Source organism: Paenibacillus sp. FSL M7-0420 (assembly GCF_038002345.1).
Taxonomy (GTDB): domain Bacteria; phylum Bacillota; class Bacilli; order Paenibacillales; family Paenibacillaceae; genus Paenibacillus_AQ.
Genome location: NZ_JBBOCJ010000001.1, coordinates 137,619 through 153,640, shown reverse-complemented (window position 1 = coordinate 153,640; position 16,022 = coordinate 137,619). Strand labels below are relative to the sequence as shown.

Annotated in this window: 13 protein-coding genes and 1 pseudogene; 4 read left to right on the top strand and 10 right to left on the bottom strand. The window is 57.7% G+C overall.

The genetic code is table 11. The features are described from left to right. Window positions 1–44 precede the first annotated feature (44 nt). The 5 genes from MKX51_RS00690 to MKX51_RS00670 all read right to left on the bottom strand — a co-directional run bounded on the left by MKX51_RS00690 (window position 45) and on the right by MKX51_RS00670 (window position 8,341). A complete protein-coding gene (locus MKX51_RS00690; protein ID WP_340990843.1) occupies window positions 45–710 on the bottom strand; it encodes a hypothetical protein in 666 nt (221 codons plus the stop codon). Between the two features lie 887 nt (window positions 711–1,597). Next, a complete protein-coding gene (locus MKX51_RS00685; protein ID WP_340990842.1) occupies window positions 1,598–4,825 on the bottom strand; it encodes a cellobiose phosphorylase in 3,228 nt (1,075 codons plus the stop codon). Between the two features lie 515 nt (window positions 4,826–5,340). Then, window positions 5,341–6,684 (bottom strand): glycoside hydrolase family 30 protein, encoded by a 1,344-nt coding sequence (locus MKX51_RS00680; protein WP_340990841.1) that lies wholly within the window; start codon window positions 6,682–6,684, stop codon window positions 5,341–5,343. Window positions 6,685–6,792: 108 nt separating this feature from the next. Further along, window positions 6,793–7,806, bottom strand: a complete 1,014-nt coding sequence (locus MKX51_RS00675; protein WP_340990840.1) for a LacI family DNA-binding transcriptional regulator — start codon at window positions 7,804–7,806, stop codon at window positions 6,793–6,795. 52 nt (window positions 7,807–7,858) lie between these two features. Continuing rightward, the gene (locus MKX51_RS00670) at window positions 7,859–8,341 is read right to left on the bottom strand and encodes a hypothetical protein (RefSeq protein ID WP_340990839.1); all 483 of its coding nucleotides are present in this window, start codon (window positions 8,339–8,341) and stop codon (window positions 7,859–7,861) included. Between the two features lie 300 nt (window positions 8,342–8,641). Here MKX51_RS00670 and MKX51_RS00665 point away from each other — a divergent pair, with 300 nt between their 5' ends. Continuing rightward, window positions 8,642–9,457, top strand: coding sequence for an HNH endonuclease (locus tag MKX51_RS00665; RefSeq protein ID WP_340990838.1), 816 nt, complete (start codon window positions 8,642–8,644; stop codon window positions 9,455–9,457). Here MKX51_RS00665 and MKX51_RS00660 read toward each other — a convergent pair. After that, window positions 9,444–9,641, bottom strand: coding sequence for a YwbE family protein (locus MKX51_RS00660; protein WP_209877346.1), 198 nt, complete (start codon window positions 9,639–9,641; stop codon window positions 9,444–9,446). The two genes, MKX51_RS00665 and MKX51_RS00660, sit on opposite strands and share 14 nt — an antisense overlap. Before the next feature lie 72 nt (window positions 9,642–9,713). On the opposite strand from MKX51_RS00660, the gene MKX51_RS00655 reads away from it, so the two are divergent. Continuing rightward, window positions 9,714–10,016, top strand: a complete 303-nt coding sequence (locus MKX51_RS00655; protein WP_209877347.1) for a hypothetical protein — start codon at window positions 9,714–9,716, stop codon at window positions 10,014–10,016. A 37-nt stretch (window positions 10,017–10,053) separates the two neighbouring features. Here MKX51_RS00655 and sdaAA read toward each other — a convergent pair whose 3' ends face one another. From sdaAA to MKX51_RS00640, 3 genes are all read right to left on the bottom strand, one after another. After that, a complete protein-coding gene (gene sdaAA / locus MKX51_RS00650) occupies window positions 10,054–10,932 on the bottom strand; it encodes an L-serine ammonia-lyase, iron-sulfur-dependent, subunit alpha (protein WP_036732726.1) in 879 nt (292 codons plus the stop codon). Beyond that, the gene (gene sdaAB / locus MKX51_RS00645) at window positions 10,929–11,645 is read right to left on the bottom strand and encodes an L-serine ammonia-lyase, iron-sulfur-dependent subunit beta (RefSeq protein WP_340990837.1); all 717 of its coding nucleotides are present in this window, start codon (window positions 11,643–11,645) and stop codon (window positions 10,929–10,931) included. Before sdaAB ends, sdaAA begins: the two co-directional genes overlap by 4 nt. A gap of 173 nt (window positions 11,646–11,818) precedes the next feature. Next, entirely contained in the window at window positions 11,819–12,229 is a 411-nt protein-coding gene (locus MKX51_RS00640; RefSeq protein WP_340990836.1) for a GNAT family N-acetyltransferase, read from the bottom strand. Between the two features lie 102 nt (window positions 12,230–12,331). Here MKX51_RS00640 and MKX51_RS00635 point away from each other — a divergent pair. Together MKX51_RS00635 and MKX51_RS00630 are read left to right on the top strand one after the other, a co-directional pair. Continuing rightward, window positions 12,332–12,535 (top strand): annotated as a pseudogene (locus tag MKX51_RS00635) (SDR family oxidoreductase); the annotation flags it as partial. A gap of 66 nt (window positions 12,536–12,601) precedes the next feature. Then, a complete protein-coding gene (locus MKX51_RS00630) occupies window positions 12,602–13,057 on the top strand; it encodes a hypothetical protein (protein ID WP_340990835.1) in 456 nt (151 codons plus the stop codon). 838 nt (window positions 13,058–13,895) lie between these two features. Here MKX51_RS00630 and MKX51_RS00625 read toward each other — a convergent pair. Further along, the gene (locus MKX51_RS00625; protein ID WP_340990834.1) at window positions 13,896–15,839 is read right to left on the bottom strand and encodes an NAD(P)H-hydrate dehydratase; all 1,944 of its coding nucleotides are present in this window, start codon (window positions 15,837–15,839) and stop codon (window positions 13,896–13,898) included. Window positions 15,840–16,022 lie beyond the last annotated feature (183 nt).

Sequence of the window (16,022 nt, the reverse complement as noted above, 5' to 3'; positions counted from 1 at the left end):
ATTTCGGCTTGGAGCGTTCTTCTGGACTCCCCAAGCCGAGCCTGTTACACATGCAGAACCGCATGCTCCTCCGATAGTACGATATAATCACCGATCACGCCGTCCTCAAAGGCAGGCTTGCGCGGCTGGCCGTTTCCGAGCGGCGGCAGATCCTGATGGTATCTGTAGAAAACAAACTGGGACCGCGCGCCCTCCTGAGTCAGCTCAAGCCGCAGCTCCTCATCGGTCAGATGGACAGCGGACACCACGCTCCCCGTTACTTTTGCCGTCAGCTCACCCCATTGCTCTTCCTCAGGCTCCCCTGCCCAGCTGGATATCCATGGCCGGTGGCTCTGGTTATGCCTCAGATGGCATTCAATCACTCTACCGTCCAGCAGAATATATTGACCCGATGCCCAGACGGCATACACCAGATACTGCCTAATGCCTTCCTTCTCCAGCAGCAATCCGAAGAACCCGGGACCGCCCATGCCATAGGTTCCCAGATGGGTGCAGAATTCCATTGCCCTGCTGCCCAGCAGCGAGTCCGTGTCAATCTCTGTCAGGCTCCGGGGTCTGGCGGTCATCATCGCCTCGCCTTCTTCCGCCTCATAGTGGAAATCCCTGAACGCAGGTTCTTCCACCCAGCCCCTCGACTCCCACACCTCCCGCTGCGCGGCCGGAACAATCATAGAATATTTCTCAATCAGTCCCATCTTAAGCTCGCTCATTGTTGATGATGCTCCCCTCGTGTTTGGCTGCTCTGCTCTAAGGTAATTCAAACCGAGCTGCTCCAACCCAAGCTAGATTAACCCAATCTGATATATCACCTCAGGCTGTATCCTGTTAACAGATGTATACCTTAGTATTATAAACTAGCTTTTGGACTGGTGAATTTGCGTCTAAGTTGGAGTCTGCGCCAGCCTATTGCGATTGTAATCGGTTTTTCGATTACATTGGGTCCACACACCCTCCGCCCGCCCAATGTAATCGGTTTTTCGATTACATTCGGTCCGCATACTCTCCGCTCGCCCATTGTAATCGGTTTTTCGATTACATTTGGCCCGCATACTCTCCGCCCGCCCATTGTAATCGGTTTTTCGATTACATTTGATCCGCACACCCTCCGCCCGCCCATTGTGATCGGTTTTTCGATTACATTGGGTCCACACACCCTCCGCCCGCCCATTGTAATCGGTTTTTCGATTACATTGGGTCTGCACACCTTCTGCCCGCCCAATGTAATCGGTTTTTCGATTACATTTGGTCCACACACCCTCTGCCCGCCCATTGTAATCGGTTTTTCGATTACATTTGGTCCACACACCCTCTGCCCGCCCATTGTAATCGGTTTTTCGATTACATTTGATCCGCACACCCTCCGCCCGCCCATTGTAATCGGTTTTTCGATTACATTTGGTCCGCATACTCTCCGCCCGCCCATTGTAATCGGTTTTTCGATTACATTTGGTCCGCACACCCTCCGCCCGCCCATTGTAATCGGTTTTTCGATTACATTTGGTCCGCACTGTCTTATTCACATCAAAAGTAATCATACTCCCCAGACAATCAGAAAGGAGGCCCCCAAGGACCTCCTCTCCATCACTATCTATGCCCGTTATTCCATCTCCGCACGGATCGCGGCGATCTCCCCGCGCCGCAAGGCCTCGGCATCTGCGCCGCGCAGCAAGCCGCCGGTAATTACGCGCTCCATACCGTCCCGGAAGGTCAGTGCCAGCGTCTGAATAACCGCCTTGCTGTCACCGAAGGTATCCGCATGATGCGGATTCACATACGTTACTTCCGTGCTGCCCAGCAGCTTGAAGGAGACCTCTCCCTGCTCGTCGAACAGCCAGCCGGGAAGGGCCGGATGCAGCGCCAGAGTCAACTCGCCATTCTCGATAGCAAACAGGCTGCTGCCTGCCATCATCGTTCTCCACATGCTCAGGAACTCGGCCGTGGAGCCGCTCAGCCGGGCAACGAACCCCCGTCCGTGTGTATTCGGGTCAGGGTTGCCGCCCGTGGAGATGAACGACGAATTCTCCAGCGTACTGCGTCCATAGACCTCCGGATCAAGGAACGGAATCAGCGACGTTCTCAGCTCACTGTAGAATTCTTCATACAGCCCCGCCTTCAGCAGCTCCAGCAGATATTTATACGACATATGCAGGAAGTTGGATTCCCGCTCCTGCCACCCGGCGGTGAAGGCCCGGATGCGTCCGATCTCGTGCCCCTCTTCCTCCAGCGATACCGAAGTGCGGTACATCGAGGTGACCGGATCGAACAGCCCGCTCTGCTTCACCCGGCTGTATATATCCTTGGCAGTCTCAAGATCATCTAGAGTTTTGAGCCAGCGGGTTGGACCTTCCAGGAAATACGGCAGCGCCGAAGCCTCGAATTCCTCCACTACTGCCTTAGGCAGTCCATAGCCGCTGATGACCAGCGCTCCGGCAGCATCCGTGACCGGCCGGAAGCGCGTAGCCTCGAAACGGAAATAGGTGGGCACCAGTCCGCCGCCCATCTCCACCGCACGCGCAATCCCCTGATCCACCTTGATGATACACCGGGCCAGCATATCGCGGATCTCGGCAACAGAGTAGTCCGTAGTTTCGCCGGTAATCCCAAAGCGGATGTCTGCCCGGTAAGCCTCACGTGCCGAGGCTATGCGGTCCCAGTACAGGAATGGGTCCAGCGAACCGTCCAGCACTTCCGTTACAGCCTGGCCTACCTGTGTCAGCAGCGCCGCGATCTCCGACGGGAGAGCAACTGCGGAAGGAAGCTCCGCACAGTTCTCCAGCGCTTCCGACATGAAGACCAGCATCCGCTTCAGCTCCAGCGTCTCGCTCATCCCGGAGCCGATCAGGCCCGGCAGCCCGTTCATCGCATCGTTCCAGCCTGGCTTGTTCGCCTCCATCTCCACACCCATGCCATACGGGTCAAGCGTGGCGAATTTGTTCAGGGCGAGCGACAGCATTTTCACAAATAAGCTGGTCCGGTAGATCTCCCCGTGCCCGCCTTGTGTGCGCAGCCACTCGGTACCGGATGCCTTGCGCTTCAGCTTATGCAGCTTCTCCTCATCCTCCAGCAGAGCTCCGAACTGCCGCACCTTGCCGCCGCTAATCACGTACTTCTCGCTGCGCGGCAGGACATAGGCTGGAGAGTCGTAGAACGCATACGTCTCATCCCCGAACAGCAGCTCCCCAAGGCGCTCAGGATAAATATCCAGATAGCCTTCCACCAGGTCCAGATTATACGTCCAGTGATCCGACCAGAACCCTTCGCCGAAGGCGGCTTCAATGTTCTGCTGCGACAACGCAAGCACCCCGCTGAGGAATTCCTGCTCACTTAGGGTTAACACGATCTGCTGATCGGCAATATAGTTAATCAGACTGCCTGCGGTGAAGCGTCCGGCCAGGAGCTGTGTAAGTCCCGCATGCTGCTCCGCAAGCGCCCCGTCCAGCCATGCCTTAAGCTGCTCTTCCGCACCCGGCAGAATCTCGAAGCTGGTGCCCTGCACACTGAGCGGGTTGTAGCCGTCCGCCTGAATCAGGCTATAGAACATTTTGATATTGAAGCTGCCCACCTTGGGATGGAAAAAGACGTCATTCCGGCGGTTCTGGTTCATATCGCGGAAATTCCCGTTCCCCTGCGAATAATATTCGGGGGCCAGCGAGAAGAAGTTATAATCCCGTTCCATATCGCCATGCTTGCGGGAGTAGAGATGGACCACGAAGCCCTCTTCCCCATTGTCAAAAATAAACGGATATCCCCCGCGCAGGAAATTGTCGAGATAGGACTGGCGGCAATACGCGTCAAAGATCGGCGAGGACGTCCGGGTGGCGATATCCGCAGTTAACTCCTCGGTAAGCGCGGCAGCTTCAAGGGACTTGGCGGCAAAATACTCCGCACGGCACAACTCCGCCGTCCGTTCATTAATCCGGGCAATATCATTCACATGCCCGATGATGGTGTTCAGCTTCAGCGAAGCCCCCGGGGCCAGCGTGCGGGCTGTGCCGCTGAAGCCGCACGGCACCTTGTTGACCGGATACTGCGCCTGTGCCAGCAGCTCGGCCAGCGGAAGCGCCGCGAAGCGGTCGGGGTAGGTCAGTGAAGTATTCCCGCCAAAAATCACCTCATAGTCTACCAGCGGACGGAGCAATTCCCCTTCCGCCGTGGAGGAGAGATAGAAATGCCCGCTCTCGATCTTGCCGATTTCGGCATCGTCATTCGTGCCGGAGCGCAGCTTGTAGAACGGAATCCCGTGCTCCAGGTTGAACACATCCATCCAGCTGCGGAGCAGGTTCCCCATCTCCTTATAGTTGCTGTTCTCTACCCCGAATGGAAGCACCTCCGGCAGACCGTCCAGCAGTTCCAGCTCAAGCTCAGCCCCGCCGGTATTCTGAATCTCCACCTGGCGGACCAGCGCGGCATAATCATCCCCCGGAAGGTTGAAATAGTGGACCGTAGTCTTCAGTCCATGTCCGGCATGCGATTCCTCAATGGTCAGTCCGTTCGGCAGAATGGTCATGATCCGCTTGGCTGCCGGGTCCGGGCGGGCTGACTGGAACGGTTCATAGATCTCTGCTGCTCCCTTCAGCTTGATGAAGGTACGGAAGCCGGTCGATGTTACGTTCTTGTAGGAAATATTGGCTGGAGAGAACTCCATAATCGGCGAGTTTTTGTCCCGTACGCCGAAGCTGCTGATCCCTTGGCCGCGGTTCACATAGAACGTCCACATCGGTATCCCCTTCAGTCCGGCCAGGCCGGGCAGGAAGCTGGCAAACGGCTTGCCTTCGTGGAACTGCTCGATCACAAATTTTCCTGAGTCAAAAGTATAACGGCTCATATTTACTCCTCCTAAAATATCAATGAATGCTTACAGCCCGCTTCAGCTACCGGGCCGTAGTAGCTACGTTGTCGGCTGAACTTTCCCTTGCGATATAACTTTTGGGTAATTGCGCCCCCTGAATGGCTGCTGCCAGTCTGGGTGCCTTCGCTTTATGACCGCTCTACAGCCCTTTGAAGATTAGCCACCCGCCTGGGTGATTACACTTTGTACAATAAAATTTGTCTCATTACGCTCCCGACCAGCCTTCTGTTGTATTTCATACAGTAGATTCCCGGCTTGCTGCCCAAAAAGGCCGCTTACGCAGGATTCTACTGTACCTAGTGCAATAGATCGCTAATTTAGGCGTGAATAACAGGAATCTAGTGTACAAAATGCAATCGTCCACCCACTTACACCAGTACGCTCCCGCCGGATCACATTCCTCTTTCAAGCTACTGTACAGCCCCGCCGCTCGATCCTTCTTCCAGCTACTCCACAGAGCCCGCCCTCTAACCTTGCTCCACTATGCAGGCCTACCCCTGCGTAATCAGATGTGTCGCGATAGAGTGCGCAGGCAGCGTACATTCGGCGGTCTCAGCGCCCAGTCCCAGCGTCAGCGTACGTGCTTCCCCGCCTTCGTTCATCAGCACCACAGCGAGACTGCCGTCCGGATTGCGGAACGCTGCCGACAGCACATCTGCCGCCGCCGAATCCAGGCCGATCCGCACCGCACCCGGAGCGATGAATTTGCTGAAATGCCCGATGTAGTAATACGAGCTGTTGTAGTGGACCTCGTCAGTAGCCGTATCCGCGATCACCGGAGCATCGCAGAGATTGCCCACATGGTTCGGCCCGCCTGTCTCATCCAGCACCAGATTCCAGTCCAGGTAACCTTCGGTCCAGGCATTCAGATCGCCGATCATATTGCGGCCATAGCGCTCGCCCGTGAACCATTCTCCCAGACGCACGCCGCCCTCCTGGCAGCCTTCGGTGAACAGCACATGCTTATCCGGGAAAAGCTCATGCACCTGCTTCACATTGCCGAACTCCTCGCCGCCGTACCAGTGGATACCGGTCCCCCAGACATACTGTGCAGCTTCCGGGTCTGACAGAATCGGGGTCACACGCTCGACCATAATGTCGCGGTTATGATCCCAGATTACGATGTTCACATCGCCCATTCCGGCTTCGTGCATCACGGGGCCGAGATGGGTTTTGACAAAATCACGCTCTTCCTCCGCACTGTACACACAGGAATCCCAGGTCTGCACCGCTGCAGGCTCATTCTGTACAGAGACAGCCCAGACCGGAACGCCTTCCTTGCGGTAGGCCTCGATGAATTTGGTGTAATACCGCGCCCAGACCGGCGCATACTCCGGCTTCAGCGAGCCGCCGTTGTTCATCTCCCCGTTCGTCTTCATCCAGGCAGGCGGGCTCCACGGGGAGGCCAGCATGGTGAACGGTTCGCCCCGGACCTCCATAGCATCCTTAATCAGCGGCAGAACCCACTTATGGTCACGCGAGATATCGAAGGTCTTAAGCTCCGTATCCCCATCCTCCACATACGTATAATTGCCGAGTGCGAAGTCGCAGCTATGGATATGCACACGGCCCATACTGTAATTCAGCCCGTCTACCGGGTCAAAATACCGCCGGATGACCTCTGTGCGCTTCGCAGGACTCATCCGGGACAAGGTATAAGCCGCTGCTTCTGTGAATGCGCCGCCAAAACCAATAATGGTCTGGAACGCCTGCTCCGGGTGCAGCACGATATCTGCTTTTGCCGCTGCGCCCTCTGCGCTGAACTGAATGCCATCCTTGGGACTCAGGCGATCTCCTGTATCTTTGGCGGTGACTACGGTTTGAACGGTTGTCATGTCCATCACTCCTTTATTATTTGTGCCAGCGAAACCAGGGACGAAAGAAATCGAAACCGGTTTCGATTTTGCCGAAAAAAAAGGTATTCCTGAATGTACGCACCTTCATCACATGCGCGGCGGTGCGCAGGAATCCCTCACAATAATCTCCACAGGCAGCACAAGTGCTTCCTGTGCCGTACCTGGACCGTTCATAGATGCCAGCAGCAGCTCCGCCGCCCGGGTCCCCAGCATTTCGGTATTCTGGCGTACAGTGGTCAGCGCAGGCGTAACGTATCCGGCAAGCTCAATGTCGTCATAACCCATCACAGAGACATCCTCCGGCACCGCAAGCCCCTGATCCTTGGCCGCCATTACCGCACCCAGGGCCAGCAAGTCACCCGAAGCAAAAACAGCCGTCGGCCGCTGCGGCAACGCCAGCAGACGCTTCATTGCACCATAACCATTCTCCAGCGCGTAGAAGGCTCCCTCAGCCACATATTCATCCGGCACCTCAAGTCCCTGCTGCTTCATCGCCGTTCTGTACCCCAGCTCCCGCTGCTGTCCCGGATAGGTGTTCCCGCCTCCCGAGATATGGGCAATCCGGCGGTGTCCAAGACTGGCCAGATACTCCACGGCCTGCAGCGCACCCGTCATATTATCCGAGCAGACTGTATGCGACAGCTCCGTCTCGAAATCGAGCACCACGGTCGGAATATCACTCTCCAGCAGCTCCCGGAAATACGGGTCATCATAATCAGAGAGGAACACTACCACCCCGTCGACGCCGCGAATCCGGCAGTTCTCCAGATATCCGCTCTGCTTGCCGCCTACATCCTTCGAGATGAACATGAGGGCATAGCCCTTGGCTACGGCAACCTGCTTGAAGCTCTCAATCACTGCGCTGAAAAAAGGATGGCGGATTCCCGCCCCCGTATTCTCCACAAACAGCACACCGATGGTCCAGGATTTCTTGGTCGTCAGTGTACGTGCATGCGCATTGGGAAGATACCCCATCTCCCGGGCGGTACGCAGAATCTCCTCACGCGTCTTCTCCCGCACATCGGAATAGTTATTGAACGCCTTGGACACTGTGGTTGGTGAGTAGCCGGTCCTTTTGGCAATATCGTATATCGTGGTCATTTCCGGTTCACTCCCGCAGCTCAATGAAAGCCCTTTTATGTTCACTGACATTCTAACTTCTTTCGGCACGGCCGTCCAGCATAAAATATCTTTGAACCCCGGGCAGCAGCGTCACGATCTGAATCAGCATTCCCAGCGACATATAGAACACATGAATCAAGCTGACCATGTTCCACATGTAGGTCTGCACCATAATCCAGATAATCTGGCCGAAGCCGATATAGAGCGAAAAGCTCCAGGCCGCATGCCGCTCCTTGAACGGTGTCAAGGCGTAGCTCCAAGCCCACTGCGGCTGCTTCCAGAGGCCGTACAGCACGAGCAGCGGGAGCATGCCGAATACGGACAGCAGCAGCAGCCCAGGGACGGCAAAGCTGTGAAAGGGCATCCGTGCCATTGCAGTGGCCGGCATACCGAGCAATTCCCCGCTGGGATCCGTTAGCAGCGCCAGCCCGCCTGCGATGGCCCCCAAGCTCAAAAACCCTTGAAGTACCACCAGCACCCTAACAGCACCTGGCATTTTTTTAGCAGCGTTCATCCTCATTCCTCATTTCAGGCACATGTTTTCCGGCTACGGATTAGGGCTATTTCTGGTTAGCACCTATGCTTTATTGAGATTTTACACATTTCTCCTCAAGATTGCCGGGAAAGAAATCACACTCCGGAAAATTTGCATGATGTGCCTGCTGTGTGAATGTCTGCGGTTTACGCTATACTAGTATCAATTAGGACAACTACTGACATTAAAGCGGACGCATACAAGCAGATGCAATTATCATTCACAATACAGAAGGGATTGGACGGTTGCGGCTTAAGGCTGCTTCTGCCAAGTACACTTATGACTGAGATTACAACTCTACCTCCATCCAAAAAATGCGCGTACTGCCATCAGCTGAAGCCGCTCTCTGAATTCCGCAGACGCACAGGCAAGCGCGCCAAAGGCATGTCCCGGCGCGGCGCGTGCCGGGAATGCCGCAAGCTCCGCGAGGCCGAAGCTTCCTTGCCTCCAGTGCATTCAAGCGCAGCGCCTGCCTTGCCGGAGCGCCAGGCCGGACCGGCCAGCCCCCTTAAGCGGGACAAGGGGCCGGTCTCTACCTCCGGGGCAGCGGCGCCCGAGAAGGCAAAGCCGCCCATGGCCCAGCCCCGTCCAGCCTCCCGGCCGGAGCGTGCCCGGGACGCCAGAGGCAGCGCGGGCACGGCCGGCCTTAAGGGCAAGGCGCGTCCACGGCATGCCGCCGAGACCGGGCGCAGCCTTCCGCAGCAGCGCGGGCCGAAGCCCGATCCGCAGGATGCCTCTGCTCTGATTCCTTCAGCCAAGGGCATGATTCTCATGCGCGGGCACAGCGATAAGGGCCGCCGCTGGCATCAGGAGATCGACCTTGAGCTTGCCGTGACACTGGTCAAGGAGCATGCGGCCATCGTCGTGAACCGGCGGACGATCCGCCGCTTATACAGCAACAAGGACTTCCGCGCCTATATTTTGACGAGGGACAACTATACCTGTTATTTCTGCGGCCAATACGGGGATACCATTGATCATCTGCTCCCCCGCGCCAAGGGCGGGCATACTACGCCGGATAACTGCGTCTGTGCCTGCAATTTATGCAATCAGACGAAGGCCGACCAGTCGGTGGAGCAATTCATGAGCCGGTAATGTTCTTGACCCGTCCAACCTGGCCGTCCGCTAGCCGCACCTTGATCCCGTGCGGATGGCGGGGCGAGTTGGTCAGGATGTCTTTCACTGTGCCGTGCGTGAGCTTGCCGGTTGCCTGATCCTGCTTCAGTACGATGTCTACCTGAATGCCGGGGCGGATATCGGCTCTTACTTGTCCGTTCATAATACACTCTCCTTCCGGTAATATTTGCGTTATATATAGTCTACTTACTCTTACAGATAAGGATGAACAGCCATGGCTTTTGGAATCAACCGGGCGGAATTAACCCGCTGGAAACAGGCCGTCTCCGCAGGGGAGATTGCGTTCCTGACCCATTACTGGATAGACAAACGCTACCCGGAGATCACAACCGTCACCAAAGTGGGCTGCAGCGATCTGCCCCGCCTGCGGGAGTGGTGCAGGAAGCATGGTCTCCCCGCGCGGTATATTCATAACCGCCAGCCGTTCCCCCACTTCGACCTCATGGGCCCGAAGCAGGCGGAGATTCTCCGGCAGGAGGGCTTATGGGAGCACCTGGAACGCTTCCGTATGCTCTGATGAACGGCAGACTGCAAGTGTGCCTGTGACCGGGCGGTTATTTCGGGTTCCGCAGATCCTTCATAATCCGGCGGCCGGTCGGGGTCTGGGCCAGCCCGCCCCCGGCCGTCTCCCGGTGCTTCTCGGGCATCGCAGAGCCGACCTCCAGCATGACCTTAATCACTTCATCGGACGGAATCACGCTACGGACGCCGGCCAAGGCCATATCCGCCGCCGCCAGTGCCGTAACGGCACCGAAGCCGTTGCGGACAATGCATGGAATCTCCACAAGTCCGCCCACCGGATCACAGATCAGCCCCAGTGTATTTTTGAGCGCGAGACCCACCGCATGTACAGCCTGTGCCGGAGTCCCGCCGCGCATCTCGGTCAAGGCTCCGGCCGCCATGCCGATCGCTGAACCCACCTCGGCCTGACAGCCGCCTTCCGCACCCGATACAAAAGAATTATTAGCAATAACATACCCTATCGCTCCAGCCGCGAACAGACCGGAGACCATATAATCATCGTCCCAGCCGAAGCGCTCCTGACAGCTCAAGAACACCCCGGGAATAATCCCGCAGGAACCGGCAGTCGGTGTGGCAATAATCCGGCCCATGGAGGCATTCACTTCAGAGACGGCAAGGGCATACGCCATCGCCTGGCCTGCCGGTCCCCCGAGACAAGGCTCATCCGCTGCATTATAGGCGGCCACCCGCTGGGCATCCAGGCCTGTCAAGCCGCTGCGTGAGGTGGTATCTTCGGTCATGCCGCGTTGCACCGCTTCCTTCATTACCCCGTAATACTCACGCATGGTGGCAAATTCCTGCTCCTGGGAACGGCCGGATTCGGCACTCTGCTCCTCAAGCATCAGAGCACCGATTCCAAGCTCCCGCTCCCCGCATAGTACAGCCAGCTGGCTGAGTGTTTGAAAATTCATGTTGTGATGTCCTTCCCCTTCTGTGTCTGTTCTTGTGTATTGCCGTTCAAATCGACTACCTTGACGCTGTTCACTGCCGGAAGCGCCCGCAGCTTCTCCAGCAGCTCCGCCGTGGCTGGCTCATCCAGCTCCAGCACCGTCAAGGCCGCCCCGCTGCGGTTCTTCCGGTCGAGTGACATATGTCCGATATTGAACTGGCCCTCCCGCATGACATCCGTAACACTGGCCAGCACACCCAGATAATCCATATGCTGAATCAGCACCGTCGGGTACATGCCGGTCAGCTTCACGCTGAAGCCGTCAATATCTACAATCTCAATATTGCCGCCGCCGATGGAGGTGCCGGTAAGGGTCAGCTCCGTCCCGCTCTCCCTGCCTGCAAGGCGCAGACGGACCGTATTGGGATGGGGAAACAGCCCCGTTCCCTGACCGAAGGAGAGGCTCATCCCGGCTTCGGCCGCAAGCTCAATGGAATCCGGCAGCCGGTGGTCGTCCGTGGCGAAGTCAAGCAGACCTCCGGCGATCGCCCGGTCTGTCCCGTGTCCCTGATAAGTCGCGGCAAAAGAACCGAAGAACGTAACCTCGGCCTCTCCCGGCAGCTCACCAAGCACCTGCCTTGCGGCCCGCCCGATCCGCGCGGCTCCCGCTGTATGAGAACTGGAAGGCCCGACCATAGCCGGACCTATAATTGAGAATACATCTTTAAATCTCATAGTTCTGGTCTCCCGCTATCTGAATTCGGCCATGTACAACGAATGATGTAATGATGTACATCCGTTCATTGTGCAGCACCTATACATTATACTGCGTCCGCCCCAAAGCTACACTATTACATGAATTGTGAGGGAAGTAGAAGGATAATTTATAACGTGAAACCTATACATTCTTATTTTGAGAAAAGCACCAGCCCGTCCCGCTCCTGCCAGCCGATACGGGTCCAGAAGCTGCGGCCCGGCGTATTATCCCCGATCACCATGAGATGGCATTTCGTGATGCCCGCTTCCTGCAGTCCCGCGAGACAACGCCTCACCAGCTCACGGCCTGCACCGCTTCCCCGGCTGCTGCTGTCAACAGCCACATGATACATATAGCCTCTGCGTCCGTCATGCCCGCACATCGCTGTGCCCATAAGGGTACCGTCCTCCTTCACGCATACCTGGCTGATCCCCGGATTCCGCTCCAGATAACGGATAATATGCTCACGTGAGTCGGCTTCACTGAGGCCCATTCCGTCCGTATTCTCCCACAACCGGTAAGCCGCTTCGTAATCTTCCCCTGTCATTGCTCTATATATCATGCATTCTCCCCATTTCTATGTGTATGACTCCACTTCACGCCGCACGCTTTTCTGGGCGCATGCATACCCATATACGGAAGCCATCTACCAAGGGCGCTATCGTCTCCCGGTCCGGTATGGACGCCGCTGATTCCCGCCAGCTTCTCTGCGGAGGAGATCAGTGTCTTCGGTACGGAGACTCCGTTCAAGCGTGCGGCACAGCCTTACGAACTGGCAGGAGCCTATGTCTACCTGGCCAGCGATGATGCTTCTTATGTAACAGGCACCTGCATTCATGTTAACGGCGGAGACATGGTTACCAGCTGATCCATGTCCAGGCTTCAGCCGGTCACTCCGGCCTTGTTCATTCCCAACCCGAAAGGATGTATAGCGATGAATCAACACAAGGATTTCAACCTGCCTTCTGTCCGCCTGAATGCGGGCATGTATGCTCTAACCAAGCTGTCGGCCGCCGGATTGACCTTCATCCTGATCTCCCTGTTCATGCTGATCCATGGCTATGAGGACGGAATTCCGTCCGGCTGGCCGGTATCGGTGCCTTATGCCATCTACGCCTACGGCCTACCGGCTGCCATCCTGGCCGATGCGCTGCTGCGCATGTTGCGCTCCACCTCGCTCAGCCCGGCGCTGGCCCTGTATGCCATTGCCGGCTATGGCGCCGGCCTGTGGCTCGCTGCGGAGCAGGGCGGCGACTCCCTTGTCTCCGGCCTTACCGGACTCGCCATCCTGCTGCTGTTCCGCATCGCCCAGATCGCGGGCGAACGCTTCCCGATCCTGCTTCCCTTCTTCGCTCTGTTCATTCCGCTGGTCTGTCTGATCTTGTTCTGACCTGGCGGGTTCAGACGGGGCGGAGAATGGGGAAGGGCCGGGATGGCGGGTAAGGCTGGATACCGGGCTGGATGGGATCGGTATTCGGAAACCGCAAACCCTTCTCACGGCACATTGTGTTCGGTTTTCCGCATACATTGGGACCACACGCCTCCGTCAGGACCAATGTGGTCGGTTTTTCGACTATATTGGGACCATACGTCTCCGTCACCCCCAACGTGGTCGGTTTTTCGATTACATTGGGACCACACGCCTCCGTCACGCCCAATGTGGTCGGTTTTTCGATTACATTGGGATCACACGCCTCCGTCACGCCCAATGTGGTCGGTTTTTCGACTATATTTGGACCATACGTCTCCGTCACGCCCAATGTGGTCGGTTTTTCGACTATATTGGGACCACACGCCTCCGTCACGCCCAATGTGGTCGGTTTTTCGATTATATTGGGCCCGATGACCTCGCGCTAGCACATTGCGTTAACTCTTATCGTCCGGTGCATCGAGCTCAATAGGATGCCCTAAGCAAACAATTGGAGAAATGTGTCTTATTTCATCCGTTTCTGCCGATTATAGGCAAGCAGGTGAAAAAACTACAACTAATAAAGTTAGTTTTGCCGCCTGGGGTGAAATGTGCCAAATGAAGTGTCGTTTATCCAACTAACGTCCCGCCAGCACTCGTCCGCTCATCAGCAGGTGGACGAAATCCACCTATTATCCGCTAAAGCAGATAGCAGACCAACATAGACTTTGAGCTCGAAGCAGGGCCGTGCGCCAGAGCGAGCAAGAGCTTGAATTTGTTAAAGGAATGTTGGTTGGAGACATCGAGCCGGTGCCTACACTTACAGCGCTTCGATAATATCCCCTGCGATCAGGGCGGAAGGGTTGTCCCGCTTCCGGGCGGCGCGCTCTCCAGCCAGCCCGTGCAGATAGACTCCAAACGCTGCAGCCTGATCCGCCTCCAGGCCCTGGGCCAGCAAACCGGAGATGATGCCTGTCAGCACATCCCCCGCACCGCCGGTGCCCATACCGGGATGTCCGGTGATATTGATATAGGCCTGACCTTCGGGCGTTGCTATTACGGTATGTGCTCCTTTGAGCACAAGGATTACCCCATGCTGAACGGCGTAGGACAATGCTATTCCGATCCGGTCCCGCTGCACCTCCGCTGTAGATATCCCCGCCAGACGGGCCATCTCCCCCGGATGCGGGGTCAGAATAACCGGATGGCGGCGGCTCCAGCTCCGGTAACCGGTATCGGCCAGTATATTCAGCGCATCCGCATCGATAACCATAGGACCGTCCGTCTCCTCCCACAGTCTGCGGAGCCACTCCGTGTCTCCTTCGAACCGGCCCAGGCCGGGGCCGATGGCTATACAATCGCGGCTGGTGCTCAGCCGCAGCACTTCAGCGGCCGTACCCGCATTCCACTCCCCGTCACCTCCGGTGACCGGGGCCAGCATCAGCTCCGGTACAGAACCGATCACATAGGGCAGCAGCTTCTCCGGCAGCGCCCAGGTTACCAGCCCGCAGCCTGCGCGCAGTGCAGCGCGGGCAGACAACAGGCCTGCACCGCTCATGCGCCGGCTTCCTGCTGCAAGCAGGATATGCCCGTAGGTGCCCTTGTGGCCCTCGGGCGAACGGCGGCGCGCCAGGTCGACCTTCAGGCGCGCCGTCAGTACTTCCGGCGTCAGGAGGCTGACCTGGACGCCTCCCTCTCGGGCAAGGGCAGCGGGTATGCCGATGGAGCGGACCACGACCCGCCCGGCGGCCTGCGCGCCGGGATATTGCAGCAGCCCTCGCTTCAGGAACGCGAGGCAGACGGTCACTGACGCATGAATGCAGGGCTCATGCGTCTCCCCCGTGTCCGCATCCAGCCCGCTGGGGATGTCTGCGGACACAATGGCTCTGCCGCTGGCGTTCGCAGCGGCAATCAGCTCCGCATAGGCACCGCGCGGGGCTCCCGCGCTGCCTGTGCCGAGCAGCGCATCCACGATGCCGCTGCATGCGGCAAGGTCCAGGGCGTCCCTGCCGTAGACTACGGCAGGAATGCCCATGGCTGCAGCAGCATCACGCTGCAGCGCGGCTTCGCCGGCCAGCGACTCCGGCGCGGCGGCGTACACCAGCGTGACGGCGATGCCGGCCTCACGCAGGTGCCGGGCGGCGGCGAGGCCATCGCCGCCGTTGTTGCCCTTGCCGGCGAGGACGAGCCAATGCTCTCCGCCGGCAGCGGGAAGCGTCAGCGCCGCATCTCCGCTGACGGAGAAGCCCGCAGCGTCAGCGCCGAAGCCTGGCGCCCCGTGCCCGCTTAAAGCGCCCGCGCCGCCACTGCCCGCACCAGCTCCAGCCACGCCTGCCCCGTTCCACTGCATCATGCTACCCAGCACTCCCGCTTCATTACTCTGCACTCCGCCACCAACCGTGCCGAACCCATCACCCGGTGCACCATTAACGCTCGCTCCCGCTCCAGCTCCAGCCCCAGCCACGCCTGCCCCGTTCCACTGCATCATACCACCCAGCACTCCCGCTTCATTACTCCACACTCCGCCTCCAGCCGTACCCGTTCCATTCCACTTCGCTCCGCCTCCAACCGCTCCCGCTCCAGCCCCCCACGTCCCGCCACCAGGCACACTAGCTACGCTTGCCCGGCGGCGGCGGCACAGGGCGATGACCTCCTCGGCAATAGCCCGTCCGGCATTTTCCATCAGGGCGATGGCCGGGATGCCCAGCCGCTCGATCGTGTCGCGGTCGAATGCCCGCATCTCCTCCGCTGTCACCACATCCATTGCTCCAGACCTCCTTTATAGTTGCTTCGATTGTACTAAGTCCCGTTTCAGCAAGCAAATAACCCAAGTAGCTCATGGCGGCCAACGAGCGACAAGCCCCTCCAACAGCAAAAAGCCCTCCCGCTACGAAGAGGACCTCTATATTAGTTAGTTAAGGATATACAATGATCCCTTAGTCCTGAG